Source organism: Pedobacter cryoconitis, from assembly GCF_001590605.1.
Lineage (GTDB): Bacteria > Bacteroidota > Bacteroidia > Sphingobacteriales > Sphingobacteriaceae > Pedobacter > Pedobacter cryoconitis_A.
On record NZ_CP014504.1, the window covers coordinates 3,264,906 to 3,287,015 of the forward strand.

General features: G+C 36.6%; 3 protein-coding genes. All 3 read right to left on the reverse strand.

The features are described 5' to 3' along the window. Nucleotides 1–13: 13 nt before the first annotated feature. Nucleotides 14–9,802, reverse strand: a complete 9,789-nt coding sequence (locus AY601_RS13615; protein WP_068401994.1) for a non-ribosomal peptide synthetase — start codon at nucleotides 9,800–9,802, stop codon at nucleotides 14–16. A gap of 61 nt (nucleotides 9,803–9,863) precedes the next feature. After that, entirely contained in the window at nucleotides 9,864–11,264 is a 1,401-nt protein-coding gene (locus AY601_RS13620; protein WP_068401996.1) for a condensation domain-containing protein, read from the reverse strand. Nucleotides 11,265–11,313: 49 nt separating this feature from the next. Next, entirely contained in the window at nucleotides 11,314–22,041 is a 10,728-nt protein-coding gene (locus AY601_RS13625) for a non-ribosomal peptide synthetase (RefSeq protein ID WP_068401998.1), read from the reverse strand. Nucleotides 22,042–22,110: the final 69 nt, after the last annotated feature.

Here is a 22,110-nt window from a genome sequence, read left to right on the forward strand (position 1 = left end):
TAAATTTTATAAATTATACTTCGTTGATACTTTCTACGTTTACTGATGCGATGTATGAGGCTACTCCTTGTATGTAGGGATTCTTAAAGAAAGTCCTGAAGGATATGTTCATATCAAATACCTGGTTTATCTTATTCACCAAAAGCACTGCAAGCAGAGAATGTCCACCTAAATCAAAGAAACTACTATTAACACTGATCTTTTCTTTTTCTAAACCGAGTACCTCAGCCCAAATTGTTGCCAGGGTTTCTTCTAAGTCATTTGAAGGGGCAATGAACTCACGCTCTACCATTAAATCAGGTAGTGGAAGGCTCGCCTTATTGACTTTTCCATTCGCAGTTAAAGGAAGAACAGCTAAATGCAGATATGCCGACGGTACCATATAATCCGGTAAATGTTGTCTTAAGTGATTCTGCAATTCTAAAGCGCTTAATTCGAATTTTGAAACATAATATCCTACTAGAAAATGATTCCCCTTACTCTGTTGATATAATACGATTGATTCGCTAATGTCGGGATGATTGAGTAGCTGATTCTGAATTTCTCCAAGCTCCACCCTGAATCCCCTGATCTTTATCTGATCATCAATTCTACCTAGCAGCTCTATACTTCCGTCAGAAAGCCAGCGACCTATATCTCCTGTTTTATACAGCTTATACTTATCATTTTTATCAAATGGATTATCTATAAACTTTTGTGATGTCAATTCTGATTTATTCAAATACCCTCTGGATACCTGAACTCCACCAATTAACAGCTCACCACAAACTCCAGTAGCCTGAATGTTATTCTTATTGTCAACGATATAGATTTGCGTATTTGCTATTGGCTTTCCTATAGTGACCCTTGTTTCATAAGCGCTAAGCTCTACTGCTGTGACATCTATCGCAGCTTCTGTAGGTCCGTATAAATTATACAGTTTAACGTCTGGGAAAATAGCCTTAAAATCTTTGACCACAGCTAATTTCAATTCTTCTCCACTCGCTATAATTGCGCGTAAGTTATTGCTTTCAGCTGCTTTAAAACTTGATAGAAATGCCGACAACATGGAAGGTACGAAGTGTGTTATAGAAATGTTTTCGGTACAAATTAAATTCCATAAATAAGCTGGGTCTTTATTGCCTTCCGGTATTATAAATATCATTCTGGCTCCAGTTGTTAAAGGAAGCAGCAGTTCCCATACAGAGACATCAAAGCAAAAAGTTGTTTTTTGTAAAATAACATCAGCCGCCGTTACATCTAAATAACTACGCATCCACATCAACCGGTTATAAATCCCATCATGCTGGTTCATTACTCCTTTGGGAATACCAGTCGTACCAGAAGTATAAATAACATAGGCCAGTGATTCTTGTGGTATACTTACGTTTGCAGAAGATGCAGGCCATTGCTCATATATAGATTTATCATCAAGATTTAAAGCGGCTATATCGTTAAACAGATCCTGGTAATTGCTTGAAGTAAGGACGATTACTGGTTTTGTATCTTCCAATACATAATTTATCCGGTTTTGAGGATACTTCGGATCTATAGGAACGTAGGCACCGCCAGCTTTCAAAATCCCTAAAATCCCAATAATCATCTCGATTGACTGATCTAAACATATCGGAACTAAAGAATCACTTACAACCCCTTTTGCTATCAAAAGATGGGACAACTGATTTGAAATGCGATCTAATTCGCTATAGTTTAGTTTTTTATCCTCAAAAACAGCTGCAATATTTTCCGGAGTTAGCTGAACTTGTGCTGAGAATAAATCTAATACTGTCTTAGCACTTTCATAGGTTACTTCTGTTGCATTAAATTCACTTAACAGCGCATAATCCTCCTTTTCGAGCAGCGTTATCGTTTCTTTAGATACCAATTCTGATTCGTGATGTAAAAACTGATCCAGGATCGCTTTAAAATGATCTGCCATTCTCTTTGTTTGTTTTTCACTAAAAATGGCCTTAGAGTACCTTAACAACAACCTGAAACTTTTATTATAAACACTTCCGCGTCCTTGCTTAAGCTCATGTGCTTCTATGTGGAAGCCAATAGGAAAATGTTCATTAAGATAAAATTCAGATAATGAGTTTTCTTCTAAATCAATAGTCGCATCGTAGTCATCGCGCTCTTCAAATATCTTAAAGTCCAGATAATTAAAAACAACATCAAAAACAGGATTATTCTGACCTGATGGTTCTTCTGTAAGCTCTAGTATCTTATAAAAAGGAACTCTTTCATGATACTTTAGTTTTCTAAGCTTGTTTTCTATAAAGTCAATATAGCCTCCCCAGGTTAAGCCTTCTGGAATCTGTGCTCTGAAAGGAATGGTATTTAAAAAACAACCTAGTAATTTTTCCCCATCAGGAGTCAAAGGCCTGTTATTAGTGACTACACCGACAGTGATGTCATCCTCATAACTTAGCATGTTCAGTGTGTAAATATAGGCGGCAAAACACAAATGTTTAAAGCTCGTATTATATCTTGATGCCACTTCCTCCAATTCATTTCTATACGCAAGACCTAATTCAAACACATCAGTTATAAATTCATGTGTTGCTCCGGTAGATGGCAATTCAAAACGGGTATAACCATTCAGCTCTTCTTTCCAATATTGAATGGAAGCTGTATGCTTTGCTGCTGCCAATTCTCCGACAATCTGATCTTCATAGGTACTTTGTAAACGTTGTGGAATGAAAGCCCTGTCTTTAGATAAAACTGTGTACATATTTAATAGTTCCGTCAGGAATGACGATAAGCTCCATCCGTCGAACAGGGAATGATGAAAATCAAATAGCAAATACTGAAAATCATCCCTAATCTTTATGATATTTATACGCCACAATAACGAAAATGACATACTCGTCATTCTCATTTTCTCTTCCAGCATTTTCTTCGCTATAAAGAGTTCCTGATCTTTCTTGTCCAGGTGGCGTATATCAATAAAATTAATTTCAGGATCTATTTCCTTCATAATAACATGAGCGAAGCAATCTAAATCATATACCTTACGCAAAGTCGTATGCTTTGCAATCATTAAATCCATAGCGTCTTCAAACAATCCAAAATCAAAATCCTTAGCAGGATAATCATACATGTTCTGCTCGTGGTAAATAATTTCATGAATATTTTCTGGGGTAGTTTTCAGATATTCAAAGACCATCCCTTTTTCTACTCCATTCATCGGATACACTTGTTCATAAGAATCCAGAAAATTGTGTTCTAGCTTATAGTTCTCCTGGAACAGTTGAAGTTCTTGTCGTGCTGCGTCAAATATCCGCTCGCTTTCCTCATCTTTTTTTGAATCCAGGACTCTCAGCGTCAACTCTTCTATTGTTTGATAGGAATACAGATCTGCTATAGTTAGTGAGGTATTGAGCTTGTTATTGCTATTAAAAATTAATCCGATCGCCTTCAGGGAATCTCCTCCCAAACTAAAATAATTATCCCGGATACCAATTGGTTTCATGCCCAATACTTCTTCCCAGATCTGGGCCATTAATGACTCCTCGTCTGTAACCGGGGCCACATAATTGCTTCCCGATAACTCCTTATCTGGTGCCGGTAATTTTGAAATTGCTATTTTGTTGTTAACGGTCGATGGAAATTCATCCATTTTAATAAAATAGGATGGGATCATATAAGCTGGTAAATGTTCTCCCAGATGTGAGCGAAGAACAGAAACTTCCAAAGTCTCATCTGCTATATAATAAGCACATAAATAAGGATGACCATCCTCTGAATCCCGCTTGATCACTAAAGCATTATTGATAGCTTCATAGCGAAGCAGCTGATGCTCTATTTCCCTTAATTCGATCCTAAAGCCCTTTAATTGTACCTGATTATCTATTCTTCCTAAATACTCCAGCTCTCCATTTTCCAATAAACGGCCCAAATCTCCGGAACGGTAAAAACGGCCTCCTTTGCGATAAGGATTTTCCGAAAAACGGCTTTTTGTCAACGCTTCATTATTCAGGTAACCCCTTCCTATCCCCACTCCTCCTACATAGATCTCACCAGTTATACCTTGTGGGACCAGCTTTTTATTTTTATCCAATACATACAATGATGTTGTTGGAATCGGCTTACCGATAACACTTATATTTTCGTCAATCTCCTTTTTCCCGATCTCTTTATAGGTGGTATGAACAGTTACTTCAGTAATCCCGTACATATTGACCAATACCACGTCAGGGTACTGCTGTTGCCATGACTTCAATTTTAAAGGAGTTAGCGCCTCTCCTGCAAAAATAACATAACGCAAATCGAGTAATTCTACATCCTTCCGGCCAATCTCCTCCATCAGACTATTAAATGCTGTTGGAGTTTGGTTCAATACCGTCACCTTATGTTGCTTAAGCACTTCTATATATTGAGCAGGGTCTCTTGCAACGGATTGTGGAATGATGATCACTTTACCGCCGTAGAATAACGCGCCATACATTTCCCATACACTCACATCAAAGCAGTGACTATGGAACATGGTCCAAACATCATTTTCACCGAAATTATACTGAAACCCATCATTACATAGCAGCCTTACCACGTTCTCATGCTCAATCATAACTCCTTTAGGATTACCTGTAGTTCCAGAGGTATAAATGATATAACATAAGTCTGCAGGCTCATTGATCCTGACTGGATTTGGCACTTCCTGAGCTGCTCCTGTGATATTTTCTAATAAGATTTTTTGAATGGTGTTCGCTATGGTAGCCTCATGCTTTGCATCAGTGACCAAGATTGTTATTTTACTATCCTCCAGCATATAATTTATCCGGCTTTCAGGATAGCTTGGATCCAGAGGTAAATAACAACCCCCGGATTTCAATATTCCTAACATACCTACAACCGTGTACAGGTTTTTATCCGTAAAAAGACCTACAATATCATCTCTGCCTATACCTTTTGACCGCAGTTCATTGCCCAGAATATTTGACAGATTATTTAGCTCAACATAGGTTAAACTATTTCCTTCATAAACAACTGCTATCGAATCCGGACGATTTTGTACTTGTCTTTCAAATAAATCAACAATAGTACAATCCTTTGGATAAGCAATGTCAATAAGTGAAGTCGCCGCTAACAATTTTACTTTATCTGCTTCTGGCAATATTGAATTCTTGTCCAGCATTTCATCGGCACTATTTATAAACTGATTCAGGACTGATTTAAAATAGCCAGCAAGTTTACCTATCTGCTCTTCGTTAAAAACAGCGGCCGAATGTGTCAGGGTCAGGTGAAAATCATTGTTATCAGCATAAATATGAAAATCTATGCTGGTATTGTTATTCAGATAAAAACCCGATGCTTTAAATTCTTCTGGTTTTATTAAGGATTCAACCTCTTCTATCTCCTCATAAATTCTAAAATCTGTGTAATTAAAAGCAACATCAAAAACAGGGTTATTCTGACCTGATGGTTCGTCTGTAAGCTCTAATATTTTATAAAAAGGAACTTTTTCGTGATATTTTAATTTTCTGAGTTTGTTTTCTATATAGTCAATATAGCCTCCCCAGGTTAAGTCTGCTGCAATCTTTGCTCTGAAAGGAATGGTATTTAAAAAGCAACCTAGTATTCTGTCCCCATCAGGAGTCAATGGCCTGTTATTGGTGACTACACCGACTGTGATGTCGTCCTCATAACTTAGCATGTTTAAAGTGTAAATATATGCGGCAAAACACAAGTGTTTAAAGCTTGTATTATATTGTAATGCTACTTGCTCCAATTCGATTCTAAAATCTTTCCCAAAATCAGACCACTCTTTTCTGAATTCATGTGCTGCTCCGGTAGATGGCAATTCAAAACGGGTATAACCAGCTAACTCTTCTTTCCAATATTGAATGGAAGCTTCACGCTTTGCCGCTGCCAATTCTCCAACAATCTGATCTTCATAAGTGCTTTGTAAAGGTTGTGGAACGAAGCCCTTATCTTTAGATAAAATGGAATATATGTTTAATAGTTCCGTCAGGAATGATGATAAACTCCAGCCATCGAACAGGGAATGATGAAAATCGAACAGTAAATACTGGAAATCATCCCTAATCTTTATCATGTTTATACGCCACAATAAGGAAAATGAAAGGTTCGTCATTTTCATCTTCTCTTCCAACAGTTTATTCTCTACAAACAATTCCTGATCTTTTTTATCCAGGTGACGTATATCTATAAAATTAACTTCGGGATTTACCTCCTTCATAATGATATGGGCAAAGTGTTCCAAATCATAGACCTTACGTAAGGTGGTATGTTTTACAATCATTAAATCCACCGCATTTTTAAATAAACCGAAATCAAAATCTTTAACCGGACAATCATATATATTTTGCTCGTGATAAACAATTTCATGAATATTGCTGGCTTTAGCTTTTAAGGAGAGGAAAACCATCCCTTTTTCCACCCCGTTCATTGGGTAGACTTGTGCATACGAATCCAGAAAATTGTATTCCTGTTTATAGGTCTCCTGGAACAGCTGAAGTTCTTGTCGTGCTGCTTCAAATATCCGCTCGCTTTCCTCATCTTTTTTCGAATCTGTTACTCTTACAGCCAAATCCTCTATGGTTTGATAAGAATACAGATCTGCTATGGTCAGTGAGGTATTAAGCTTGTTATTGATATTGAATATTAATCCGATCGCCTTGAGGGAATCTCCTCCCAAACTGAAATAATTATCCCGGATACCAATTGGTTTCATGCCCAATACTTCTTCCCAGATCTGGGCTAATAAAGACTCCTCTTCTGTACCTGGAGCCACATAGCTCCCTGCTGATAACTCTTTATCTGGTGCCGGTAATTTTGAAACCGCTATTTTATTGTTAACGGTCGATGGAAATTCCTCCATTTTAATAAAATAGGAAGGAATCATATAAGCTGGTAAATGTTCTCCCAAATGTGAGCGAAGAACAGAAACCTCCAAAGCCTCATCTGCTATATAATAAGCACATAAATAAGGATGCCCGTCTTCTGAATCACGGTTGATCACTAAAGCATTACTGATGGATTCGTGGCGAAGCAACTGTTGCTCTATTTCTTTCAATTCTATTCTAAAACCCTTTAACTGTACCTGATCATCTATTCTTCCCAGATACTCCAAATCGCCATTTTCCAGTAATCGGCCTAAGTCTCCGGAACGATAAAAACGCTCTCCTTTACGATAAGGATTATCAAAAAAACGGGTTCTGGTCAATGCCTCATTATTCAGATATCCCCTGCTTATCCCCGCTCCCCCTACATAGATCTCACCAGTTATACCTTGTGGGACCAGCTTTTTATTTTTGTCCAATACATACAATGATGTTGTTGGAATCGGTTTACCAATATCACTTATATTATCGTCGATCTCCTTTTTCCCGATCTCTTTATAGGTGGCATGAACAGTCACTTCAGTAATTCCGTACATATTGACCAATAGCACTTCGGGATATTGCTGTTGCCAGGATTTCAACTTCGAAGGAACCAAAGCCTCACCTCCAAAAATAACATAGCGCAAATCATTTAATTCTATGTCTTTTCTGCCAATTTCTTCTACCAGGTTATTGAATGATGTCGGGGTTTGGTTCAATACCGTCACCTTGTGCTGCTTAAGTACCTGTATATATTGAGCAGGATCCCTTGCAATTGCTTGTGAAATGATGATTACTTTACCGCCATATAATAAAGCGCCATACATTTCCCATACACTAAAATCAAAACAGTGACTATGGAACATAGTCCATACGTCATTTTCCCCGAAATCAAACTGAAATCCATCGTTATACATTAGCCTTACTACGTTTTCATGCTCAATCATAACCCCTTTAGGATTACCTGTAGTTCCAGAGGTATAAATGATATAACATAAGTCTGAAGGCTCATTGATCCTGGCTGGATTTGGCACTTCCTGAGCTGCTCCTGTAATATCTTCTAATAAGATCTTTTGAATGTTCTTCGCTATGGCAGTCTCATGTTTTGCATCAGTAACCATGATCGTTATTTTACTGTCCTCCAGCATATAATTTATCCGGCCTTCAGGATAGCTTGGATCCAAAGGCAAATAACAGCCCCCGGATTTCAATATTCCTAACATACCTACAACCGTGTACAGGTTTTTGTCTGTAAAAAGACCCACGATATCATCTCTGCCTATACCTTTTGACCGCAGTTCACTGGCCAGAATATTTGACAGATTATTTAGCTCAGCATAGGTTAAAGTATCCCCTTCATAAACAACTGCTATCGAATCCGGACTTTTTTGTACCTGTCTTTCAAATAGCTCAACAACAGTGCAATCCTTTGGATAGGCAATTTCAACAGCATTGTTAAGCTTTATAATATCATTTTCTTCCGATTTCGAAAGCAATGATAGTCCGGATAAAGATATCTCCTGGTTTTCTATGACTTGTTGCAATAACGCTTTGTAGAAACCAATAAATCTTTCAATCGTAACAGTTGTAAAAAGATCAGTAGAATATTCCAGGTCAAAGCTTAATCCAGCAGCATCTTCAGTTGCTTCTAATGTCAGATCAAATTTAGCAGTTGTTGACTCAAACTGGAATCTTTCGATATTTGTATCTTCAATTTCAAAAGACTCTTGTCTGATATTCTGTAATACAAATAAACAATCAAATAATGGATTACGACCAGGATCCCGCTCTATACGTAAATCGTTTATTAACTCTTCATATGGATAATCATCGTTGTCAAGACAGTTGAGCAATCTTTCGTGCAGTTGTTGTATATAAACGTTAAAACCCGAATCATCATTCAGACTTACAGGCAACGCTAATGTTTTAGCAAACATTCCTACTATACCTTCAAGATCATCATGCTTTCTTCCAGCTACCAACGTACCAATAACCAGATCAGCATTTCCACTTAGTTTTGATAATAGTATACCATAAACCCCTAATAATATGCTATAGAGAGTTGTATTGTATTTCTTGCTGATTTCATTTAATGCATGCCTTTCTTTATCAGACATATTAAATTTTGCTACGCGCCCTTTAAATGTCTTTTCTTTTGGTCTTGGAAAATCATAAGGCAACTCTAAAGGACTGTAATCAATAGCAAACTCCCTGATCCAGAATTCCTTTTGACTTTGCACAGAAATCTGGTAATCATTGCTGGAGAGCCACTCAGAATAATCTTTATATTGCCTTTTTAATGCTGGTAATTTATTGCCTCTGTAGAGCTGAGAAAATTCCTTCATTAATATTTGCAGAGACATCCCGTCAGAAGCGATATGGTGCATATCTAACAAGATGAAATGTGTGTTATCCACCTGGACTACTCCAACCCGAAGCAAAGGTGGATTCTTTAAATCAAAAGTTCTGATGAATTTATGGATGAGAGATTCCATATCAGAATCCATTCTAAGATGTTCAATCTCAAAATGGACATCGGACATCACTTTCAGGTGTGGTTTATTATATTGATCTAAGCTAAAACTCGTTCGGAAACATTCGTGCCGCTCTATTAGCGATTTAAAAACATGCGTAAGTTTTTCATAACTCACTGCTCCGTCTATCTTTAAAACCCCGGTTTGGTTATAAGCTAAAGACGACTTATCTATCTGGTTTAGCAGAAATAATCTTAATTGGGATGAAGCTAATGGGTAATATTCTTTATCAGCAGCTTTAGGTATTTGTCTTGTGGTCGTATTTGATTTCCTTAGATTCTTTAAATAATCGATTATAAGACTCTTATTGTTCTTCAATTCTAAAATAACATCAGGATTGTCAAAATCTTCAGGAACCGTTATTTTCAGGTTCTCTTCAACAATTTTAATGCTTATATCAAGCTTTTTAAGTTTTAATAATAGTTCTTCCAGGCTTTGTTGCATAGGTATAGGTATGTAGATTGAAAATCAGTATATTTTGAAATGTGGTTCTTTTGTCTAAAAATTATATCGTGGTAGTGGCTTTCGCCTTGAGATAGTTCTTCAGTTCTCCTATTGTTTTATCATCATTCTTAATCATAAATTCAAGAATATTTTGATGGCATTCTACGATATCTTCTATCAGTTCTTTATCAAACAGAAGTTTATTATACTTCCAGTATAAAATAAAACCGTTGTCATATTCGCATGCCGTATTTTTTAAAGGATAATGATTAATATCTGTATCAATATGGTTTTCCTGTATCTCCGTAATGTCGGGTAGGTTTTCATAATATTTAATATAATTTACCACCATATCGCAACTCGCCCGAAGTTCTGCCCTATCCAAATCCAGATAGTCATAATTGATAATCAGGTTTTGACAATTGGTAAGTATATCATAAAATGTTTGATCGATAACATCATTGATAACCAGGCGGTCAGAAAATTCTCCGGTGAAATAAGCTTCGCCAAGTAAATTCCCTATGATCAGCTGGTTTTCAGAAACAAATCTGTCAGCGATAATAGCCGCAATTAATGTTTTGCGTTTACCAGTATAAGAATATAATAAAATGGACAAACTTGCATAAATAATAGATGATATGGTACAGTTATTATTTTTCGCAAATGCTGTGATGGCATTAAAGTGTTGACCAGAAATTTTAGTCGTATATAAAAGTGCCTGGGGATGATCATATATCGCGAATAATTCCTTTTGAGTCTCTGCTTTCCCGATTGTTTTTTCTGCTAATAACCTTTGATTATTTCTCAAAAAATATCCCTCATAAAAGTCGCTTATATTAAAAATATAGTCATACCCTGATGTTTTGGCTTTCCAATATTTTTTTAATTCTTCTCCTTTTTCACTGATCCATGTTTTCCGCTGTTCGGCATAGTCTCTTAATTGTATCTTCAATGGTTGAATATCTGGCTCACCTCCATCACTGTAGCATTGATAGAACGTCATGAGTTCTTTCTTGATGATCTTTTCCATCGACCAGTCATCACAACTAATGTGGTCCACTAAAAAAAGAAACATATATTTCTCCCCTGCTAACTTGAACAAGAAAAACCTGGTTAGTGGATCTTTTTGCTTATCAACAAACCATACTCCTGCATTTTCAAAATATTCAGTTCTGATTTCTTCATAAGATTTATGCAATGTATTGGTATCAATAAATTCTAAAGCGAACCTCTCATCTGCAGGGAGAATCACTTGTTTAAATTCACCATCAATCAATGGAAATATAGTTCTCAGACTTTCGTGCCTTTTTACAAAGAATGCTATTGCTTTTTCTAAAGCAACAACATCAGGATTATTCATTTCTAACTCAACTCTCATAAAAAGCGCAACCCCTTTATCGCGTTTTAAATACCGGGCCTGCTGTAATGATAGTTCAGCGATTATGTTAGAATTATATGTCATATTAACAATTATTTAAGATTAAAAATTGGACTGTGTTTAGAAATCACGCTTAAATATTGATTTCCCTGCTACCCATTTTTGGTAATGGGTTTGCTTCATTTATCCATACAGATGCATCAATAAAATTAGCCTGTTGTACAACTGTATTTTTTTGAAAGATCTCTACGAGTTTTATTTCTATGTTAAATTCTCTTTTTATTTTATTGGTTATTTGAATTGCCATAATCGAATTTCCGCCTAACTGTAAAAAACTTTGCGTAATACTAATAGCTGATGGGTCAATCTTTAAGACCTCTGCCCAAATCCCGATTACTTCTCTTTCTGTTTTGGAAGATGCACCTACATACAGCTCCTTATTCACTCTGTCTGGAATTGGTAATGCATCTCTGTCCAGCTTGCCATTAGTTGTCAAGGGCATCTTGTCTAATTGGATATAAAATGAAGGAACCATGTATTCAGGAAGAATACGGCTTAGATATTCTCTGAGCAACTCACCATCTAAGTTTTGATCAGCTAAATAATACGCTGATAAATAACTTTCACCTTCTATATTTTTCAGGGAAACAACTCCCTCTAGTACAGCTTCGTGAGCCGATAGTGCATGTTCAATTTCTCCTGGCTCAATACGATATCCGCGCAGTTTAATTTGGTTATCAATCCGGCCTTTGTAGGCTATATTACCATCTGGAAGCCAATATGCCAAATCTCCACTTCTATAAACCCGTTCTTCTCCCTTTATCCAGTCTGCTATAAACTTCTTGTTTTCAATACCATTTCCGATATAACCACGGGCAAGACCAGCCCCAGCTATACAAAGTTCACCAATGACACCTTGCGGAACAGAATTGCCCAACTCGTCGACTATATAGATTCTTTCATTTGGCAATGGGCGGCCAATTGGTATGGCTTTAAATTTATCTAAATCTGCAGTGTCTATTCGATAATAAGTAGAATCCACACAGGTTTCAGTAGGTCCGTACAAATTGTACAACGTCATATTTTCTGTCATTGAATAGGTATAGAATTCCTGCACAAGTTCCTTTGGTAAAGCTTCTCCTGCTAATAACCAAACTTTAAAATCTGGTAATTCTATCTTCCCTTTAAGACTTCTCAGAAACATACTGAAATGTGTCGGAGTACCATCACTTACATTAATCCTGTGTTTCTTATAAAAGTTATACAACTCATTCCCATCCATCCGTTCATTTTCCTGACAGATATACAGGCTGTGACCATTCAATAATGCACCAAATATTTGCTGACATGAAGCATCAAAGCTATAAGCAGCTATTAATCCTACATTTAATCCAGAATCAAGGCCTTTGTAAACAGTAGCGGATAATCCTGCTGCCAAATTCACTACGCTGCTATCTTCCATTAATACGCCTTTAGGAGCACCTGTTGAACCTGAAGTAAAAATACAATAGGCCAGATCGGAAGAATTGCGCCGAATACTTAAATTATAATTTTCCTGTACTTTAATTGAAGAAGCATGAATATCATGTGTAGCTATAACATCCTTAAATCTATCCAGATGTTCTTTATGCCCCAATAACAATTTAGAATTGCAGGATTCCAGCATATAGTTAATCCGTTCAAAAGGTAACTTGAAATCAATAGGCAGATAAGCCGCACCACTTTTCAGTATCCCCAGAATCCCTATCATTATATCTGCAGATCTATCCAGCAACAGTCCTATAATATCTCCTTTTACCACACCTTGTTCAATAAGATATGCAGCTAGTTGATTGCTCTGTTCATTGAGCTCTTGATAACTTAGATTTATTCCATTGTATACCACTGCATTTCTATCCGGAAACATCAGAACCTGTTTCTCAAATAATTCCACAATATTCTCTTTGATCTCAAACGAGATTTCAGAGGTATTGAACTTTCTTAATTGATTGATTTCGTCAGTTCCCAGCAGGTTTATTGCTGCGATAGGGATATTTAAAATTACCTGATTAGTTATTTGCTTAAAATATTTAACGAAATTTTCAATAGTGGATCGCTGAAACAAATCTTTTGCATATTGAAACCCTAATTGTATCTTGTTTTCAGTAGCATTAACATGCAAAATCAAATCCATTTGTGAAGTGTCCGAACCAAGCACGTATGTTTCAAGTTGCAGATCCGACAATTTCAATTCTATTGGCTCTTCATTTTTGTACACGAACATCACATCGAACAGGCTATTGCGATTATAATCTCTGGCAATACCCAGGTCATTGATTAATTTTTCATAGGGATAATCCTGATGCTCTAAGCCTAGCATAACGCTTTGATGAACTTGTTTTATAAAGTCGTATAGATTGCCATGATCTTCAATATCATTTCTTAGGGCTAACATGTTAATAAAAACCCCCATAATATTTTCGATCTCTGTATCCCTCCGGCCCGAAACCGGAGTACCTATAATTAAGTCTTTTTGCCCCGTAACTTTGTATAGAAGGATCTTAAAAATCCCAAGGACTACAGAAAATAAGGTAACCCCTAATGACTTTGCCAGGTTGTTTAAAATTTTGGTTTGTGCTAACTCAAAAACAAAATCAATTTGAGCACCGTGATAGGTCGGTACAACCGGACGTTCGTAATCTGTCTGTAAGGCAAGTATGGAAGGAGGCGTTTCAAACACACCATTCCAGAATTGTTTTTGACTTTCCAGATTCTTTTGATAGACTTCACTTTCCTGCCATACAGCATAATCTCTATATTGCAATTCAATGGGAGAAAGCTCCTTTCCCTGGTATAGAGAAATAAAATCACGAAGAAAGATTCCCAAACTAACTCCATCGGAAACGATATGATGTCTGTCAGTGATTAAAATATGTGTTTCTTCATTAATACGAATAAGGCCTGCCCGTAATAATGGAGCCGTATGCAAATTAAATGGCCGAATAAATTCTGTAATAATTTCCGCACTCTTTTCTAAGGAAGAATTAAAGTATTCCAATTCAAAAGACGCTTCTTCTAAAACATATTGTACGGGCGAATCATTGACTAATTGAATACGTGTCCTGAAAATCTCATGACGCTTAATTATCCGATGGAAAATATCCTTGATTTTTTCCCTGTCAACGGGGCCATTAATTGTAAAGGCCTGAGGTTGGTTATATACTGTTGAATTTCTATTGAGCTGATTTAAAAAATAGAACTGTTTCTGTGCAGAAGACAATGGATAAAAATCCATTTCATCTGCTTTTTGAATTTTAAAATAATCAACCTCAATACCAGAATTTATTTCTTTTGCCAACTCCTGGATATCTTTCAGAGAGGTAAGTTTGATTAAACTTATGGATAGTTTAAATGTTTCCCTTATTCTGTTCGCTAAAAACACCAACTTTAAAGATTGCCCTCCTAAGTCAAAAAAATTGTTATTGATCCCAATCGTAGCTACATCGCGTTTGAGTACATCTGCCCAAATCTTAACCAGCTTTTCTTCGGTTTCAGTAGAAGGGGGAGTATAATTATCCGCAACTTTTAACTCATAATCTGGTAAAGCATTCCGATCTATCTTCCCATTGGCAGTAAAAGGTAATTGATTCATCTGCATATAATAAGATGGTATCATGTAGTCCGGCAGACGCTGCGCTAAATGATAGCGTAGATCAGAAACCTGTAACTCTACAGCCGACTCGTAATAGGCGACTAAACATTTTTCATTTTCATATGCTTTAAATTCTACCACACAGTGATTGATTTCAGCATGTGTACTTAAATGATGTTCTATCTCTGATAATTCTATACGATATCCCCTCAATTTCACTTGATTATCTATCCTGCCGCGATATTCCAGGTTTCCATCTGGCAGCCATCTGGCCATATCACCTGTACGATAGACTCTTTCTTCTCCTATAACCCAACCGCTACGGAATTTTTCTGAACTCGTTGTTTGATCCCCGACATAACCTTTTGCAAGGCCATCTCCTGCAATACATAACTCACCAATCACACCCGCTGGAACCAAACCACCATGAGTATCTGTGATATAGACGCGTTCATTAGGCAGAGGCTTTCCTATAGGTATAAAAGGATAATCTTCCAGACGCTCTCTCTCAACTTTGTAACTTGTTGAATCAACACAGGTCTCAGTCGGACCATAAAAATTATACAATTGTACTTTATCGCCTACTTTACTATAAAATTCTTTAACAAATTCTTTTGGTAAGGTCTCTCCTGCTAATATCCATGATGAAAACTTACCCACTGAAGTATTTTTCCCTAAGGCATCAAGCAACAGCCGGAGATGAGTCGGAGTACCATCAGATACATCAATACTATTTCTTTCATAGAAGGATCTTAATTTCGCCCCATCACGACGACTTTCGTCATCAGCAATGTAAAGACTATGTCCTTGTAATAAACTACCATAGATTTGCTGTACCGAGGCATCAAAAGAAAATGAAGCCAATAGCGCAACTTTCAAAATCTTACCTTCATAAGCGCTGTAAACTTTTTCTTCCAGCCCCTTCACCAAATTGATTACACTTCGATGATTCATCATCACCCCTTTTGGATTGCCACTGGAACCCGAAGTAAATATACAATACGCAAGATCTGCAGGTTGAATTTCAATCCCCGCATTAGCGACACTTTGAAACTCTATTTTAGGGGAATCAATTGCCTGAGTTGGAAGGTAGGCAGTGTGCATTTCTAAGAATTCATTTTGCGAAAGTAAAAAAGCAGCCCTGCTATGATTCAACATGTAGCTGATGCGTTGTTCCGGAAGGCTTGGATCTATTGGTAAGTAACCGCCGCCTGCTTTTAATACACCTAAAATGCTCACGATCATATTTAATGAGCGCTCAAACAACAAGCCTACCATATTTCCAGGTACAATACGCTCAGAGATCAGATAATTGGCTACTTTGTTAGCTTGTTCATTTAACTCCTTATAAGTAAGCTCTTTCTTCCCATCACTTACAGCAATCCGGTCTGGATGTAACTTCACTTCATGTTCAAATAGAGCAATCAGATTTGTGTCTCTTGAATAGGGTAATGAGGTGTCATTATACTGATTCATTAACAGCTCTTTTTCTTTAGTAGTCAGAATATCAATATCACATAGCCCAACTTCAATATTTTGCACTACTGCTTTTAAAATATTCTTATAGTAGGCTACGAATCTTTCAATGGTTTCTTTTTTAAACAGCTCTGTTCTATAATCCAGATGAAAAACATAATTGTTTTCTTTCTCCAAAACGCGGAATGACAAATCTAATTTGGAACTCGTATTTGCATGTTCAACATGTGATAAATGCATGTCTTCGGAGCCGAATTCTGACAAATTAAAATTATAGTATTCGAACATGATATCGAATAGAGGATTATGACTTAAATCTTGTTTTAAATTCAATTCTCCTATCAGTTGCTCATAAGAATAATCTTGATTGGCAAAGCATTGCAGTACATTATCTTTCACTTGATTAAGAAATTCTACGAAGCTTTGGTCACCTTTAGGAGAGTTTCGAAGCGCCAGGGTATTAATAAAGACACCTATCAATCTTTCAACATCCATGTGCTGACGACCGGCTGTAGAAGTACCAACCGTGATATCTTCCTGACCAGATAATTTTGAGATCAGTACATTTAAAGAGCTTAGCAACAACGTATACATCGTAACCTCTTGTTTTTCACAAACTTTTCTTAACTCTTCACTCTCTTGCTCGTTCAATTCAAAAGTTACCGTGGCACCTTGAAAATTATTAAGCTGAGGTCTTGAAAAATCTGTTGGGATATTCGGGATATCCGGGATACTATCAAACTGATGAAGCCAAAATGCCTCTTGCGCTTTCAATTGATTTTCTCTTTCCCCGTTCTGTTGCCATTCTACATAATCTTTGTATTGAATCTTTAAAGGTTCCAATTTTTGATTATTGTATAGTGCCATAAACTCCTGAATTATATTTACATAGGAAACTCCATCAGTAACAATATGATGCATATCTATGATCAGGTGAGCTATTCCTTGTTCCTCTGTTTTCAATCCTACTCTGATTAAAGCGGGTACACTCAGATCAAAACCCTGAATAAAACCATTAATCAGCTGGCCTAAACTTTCTGTCTCATTCTCTATATTTTCTACTTTAAAGTTTACCTGCTTATGAATTCTTTGGACTGGCTCTTCATTTAGTAAATGAAATGAGGTTCTTAAAGTTTCATGCCTGTTAATGATCTCTCTAAAAACATTTTCACATAATTCAATATTAACATCTCCTATCACCTTAAAGACTATAGGAACATTATAAGCAGTCATTCCAGGATTCATCTGATCCAAAATAAAGATCCTCCTTTGGATACTGGATTGCGGATAATAAATCTTTACCGGAGCAGATTTTATATGAACAAAACTTACTTTTGGAGCAGCCAGTATGAGTGTAGCCTGCATACTGATATTTTTATTTTCAAAAGCTTCTTGCAGGTAGATTTGTACACGCAAAAATTTATGAATTCTGGAAATCAATCTGATCATACTTAACGAGTCTCCGCCAAGCTGGAAAAAATCGTCCCGTACTCCAATAGGAGTATATCCGAGTATTTCTTCCCATATTTCTACTAATTTTTGTTCTAAATCTGAACTTGGTGCTACATATGGTGTTGCTAAAACAGGCCGGGTATTTTTTACAGCAGGAAGTAATTCTTCCGTAATATCCTCATGACCTGGATTTACAGATTCTTCTATTAGGGATGGTAAATCAACAGGAGAAATCAGAATATGACTCTCCTCATTATTCACCAATAATATTCTTTTAAAGACTTCTTCACCCTCATCACCAGTAATAAAACTGTTCAGAATCCCACTTTTCAGTGCAGATGGGGTTAATAGTGAATTCTCCTGAAAACTGGCCTTTTCTACAGTGTCATAACTCAAATTTAAAGCCATCCACTTAGCAGGATTGTCCCTGCGCTTATTTTCGTCCAGCACTAATGAATCAATGAAATGCTTGATTGCCATTTCGCTGACCATACCAGCCCCCCCTAAAACTGTAGTAAAAGAAGAAACTACTATAACGAATTCTACTGGTTGATTATTTGCAAGTTCTTGTAACTGTAGTAATTCTTCAGTTTTCAGTGAAATCTCCTCATTAAATTGATTTTGTGTTTTATCACTGATCAGACTCGGATCACGTTTACTGGTTAGCTCACATTTAGAGGTTTGATCACGTTTAGTGATTTGATCATTCACATAAAAAACACCATTAATCTGCTCAAAATCTAATTTGGCTTTTTCAAAAACAGCGGTCATTTGAGTCTTTGAAGTTATATCCGCATGAATGATCAATAGACAGCCTGCTTCTTTTCTCAACTCAGAAATTTTGGTTATTTTCTTGCTGATTACATGTTCAGGCCCATAATTCTCCACCCAATCTGCCCATTCTTCCTCTTCAGGTATATCCGAAAACCCAACTAGTATGATATTTAATCGGTTACTTTTTAATAAACCTTCCGCAATTGTAAAACCTATATCACCGGTACTGTCAATAAATAGATAAGTACCTTGGTCTTTTATACGCGATTCACCCGAATCCTGCAAAAGGATCGGATAAGATTCTACAGTTTGGGTCCATCTGTTCAATCCGCGATAAGCAACTATTTTAGCTTTGGAATCAGCTTTAAACTCCTTGATTATTTGTTTAAAAAAAAGCTGGGTATTTGCGCCATAAGTCTTGTCATCTATTTCAATTAAACGACAATTGATATTGGGATACTCTTTAGGAATACTATGGACAGCAGAAAGGATTGCCCCTCCAAACATAGCTGTTTTTTCTTCACCGAATATAGAAAACATCTGATTACATATGGCCAGATATTCAATTTGATTTTGATCGAAACCAGTTTCATAAACTGCTTGAACCAAGTTAACTGTCCGGGTTAACTTTTTATGGTCAACAGCAATTTCACCATGGAAATCAGTGAAATCAAAGATTGCATCTACCCCGATTTTTTCAGTCCTTAAATGCCAGAATAATTTTAGTAAATCATCTTTATCATTATAATTAAGTTCATATTGACTTGCATTAATTCGTTCAAAATGCTCCGCGTTCGAAACAACGATTACAGTATCAAAATAGGGATCCAAAAAATTTTGTATCAACTCAAATTCTTCTCCCCCAAAAATCAGTAAATTTTGAGTTTTCTGTTCAAGGTTATCTGTACTTATTATTTGAGGAATTCTCTTCCACGACGGAACGTAAAACCAAGAAGATAGCTCATCATTTCTTAAAAAATTCGTTGTATTAAAAGGATTTTCTTTCGATTTACTTATTTGGAGACTAAAAGAACTTTCCTCAAATGGATAGGTTGGTAAGGAGGCTTTCTGCTTAGGATTGCTATAATGGTAAGCGTTCCAGTCAACAATCCCTCCATAACTCCAAAGCATTCCGATTGCCTTAAGGAAAAAGGTATGCGTGATTAAATCTAAACTGTCGTTTTTTAAAACCTCAATAAACTTTAAATGATCTTTTGAATCATTAAGTTGTTGTTTATACAAATTAAGATGATCTCCAGTTCCAATATTAAGAAATACAGCATTTGGGCTACTGGTCGTCAAAGTATCCAGACTTTCTATTGAGCTTATCGTTTCCGATAAATGTTTAACCCAATACTCAGGTTGGTAAACGAATTCTTCACACCAGGTTCCTGTATGGCCCGATACCATAGGGGTATTAGCTTTCTTTAAATCATATCTGGAAAGTATTTCTTTAAATTGTTCATTAACCGGCTCCATCTTCGAAGACAAATCAAAGGACACTTTTAGTTCATTTCCTTTTGAGGCCGCTCCTATTTCATCAGATAATACAGGCGATGCCACTTCCAAATCTGCAGCAGAAGAATTAAGCAGGCGATCTCTTTCTATTAATATTCCAAGCACATCATTAAGGCTAAAAACACCTGCAAAGCATGCAGCTACATATTCTCCAATTCCATAACCCACCATATAATCTGGTTTGATTTCCAAAGAATTAAGTAGCGTTCCCAAAGCATATTGAAACGAAAAATACAGACCTTGGATAATTTGAGAATCCTGCAAAAGCACAGACTCATCTTCACTATAGATAATTGATTTAAAATCCTTTCCGGTCAACTCATTTAAAATTTGAAAACAGTTGTCCAGTGCATCTCTGAAATATACCTCATGACTATACAGATCCTTTGCAAAATTGAGGTGCAGATTTTTTATCCCAGAAAACACCATAATGATTGGAAAAGAATCCCTGATCATATCAGAATCGTATTCTTTAGCAAGATCCTGTGTTAATTTTTCGAGTTCTTCAACTACTAAAAATCTTCTGTACTGAAAATGTTCTCTTCCTGTTTGTAAGGTAAAAGCCAAACTATCGATAGCTAATTCCGATTCTTTTTTTGCGATGAAGTCCGACAAATTTTGCGAAAGTCTATTCAATCCTGATGGCGTTTTTGCTGAAAGACAAATCAGTTGATTTCTCTCATCAAAAAAAGTTTTTTGATTGAGCGGGGCTTTTTCCACTACCATGTGAACATTAGTTCCTCCAATTCCAAAAGAGCTAATCCCTGCCCTAAGCGGAAATTCAGGATTTTCCCAGGGGGTTAACTTTTCATTCACATGAAAAAGGTTACCTGATTCTGCTAATTTCGAATTTGGAGATTTAAAATTTACGCTAGGTGGGATTTGAGCGTGCTTTAGCATTAAGCAAACTTTTATTAAGCCAGCCATGCCAGATGCTACATTAAGGTTACTTAAATTAGCCTTTACACTGCCTAATGCACAACTGTAATCTTCCCCGGCTCCCTGAAACACTTCCATTAAAGCACCTATCTCAATTTTGTCTCCTAATGGTGTGGCACTTCCATGCCCCTCAATATAACTGATACTTCCAGGTGTAACTTCTGCCATTGAATGTGCATTTCGAATTACCTCAACCTGTCCTTTAGCACTATATGCAGTAAATCCTACCTTTCTATTTCCATCGTTATTAGTGGCAATTCCTTTAATAACTGCATGGATATTATCACCTTCTTTCAAAGCATCCTCCAGGCGTTTCAAGATTACAACCCCTGCCCCATCACCCCAAACAGTACCAGTTGCTTCTGAGTCAAATGGGAAAATACTCCCATCTTTAGACATCATCATTGCCGAATTGTAGGTATATCCAGATTTATAAGGTAAAGAAAGAGAAACCCCGCCTGCCAATGCAATGTCACATTTACCTGTTAACAAACTTTGCAGCGCTGTATCTATAGTTACCAATGAAGTAGAACATGCAGTATAAATTGAGCTGCTTGGTCCATGTAAATTCATTAAATAGGAAACTCTTGAATTTATAAAATCCTTATCTGTTAGCAGCATTGATGAAAATCGTTCGGAAAACTGGTGTCCGGTTTTTCGCAAATGATCTGCCTGCCAGTATATACTTGGAGTGGCCCCAACAAAAACCCCAACATTATTTTTTTCCTTTCCAAAATGATAACCAGCATCTTCTAAAGCATGGTAGGCACACTGTAAAAAAATCCGTATCTGAGGGTCAAGCGTATTCGCTTCAGTTGGAGTGAGTCCGAAAAATGATGCATCAAAGAAATTCGCATTTTCTATAATTCCCTTAGCCTTTACATAGTTAGGATCTGATAAATCTTCTTCAGATATACCATATTGTCTGAGTTCATCATCAGAAAACCTCGAAATTGAATCCACACCACCTTTGAGATTCTCCCAAAATTCATCAACATTAGAAGCACCAGGAAACCTGCAAGACATTCCAACCACAGCAATCTCGAATCCAGTATAGTTATTATCTTTCATTTATTGAAACATTAAGGAAATAAAAAATCTAATTAAAATTTATCTTTTCTTATTAAAAGATCCCCCACA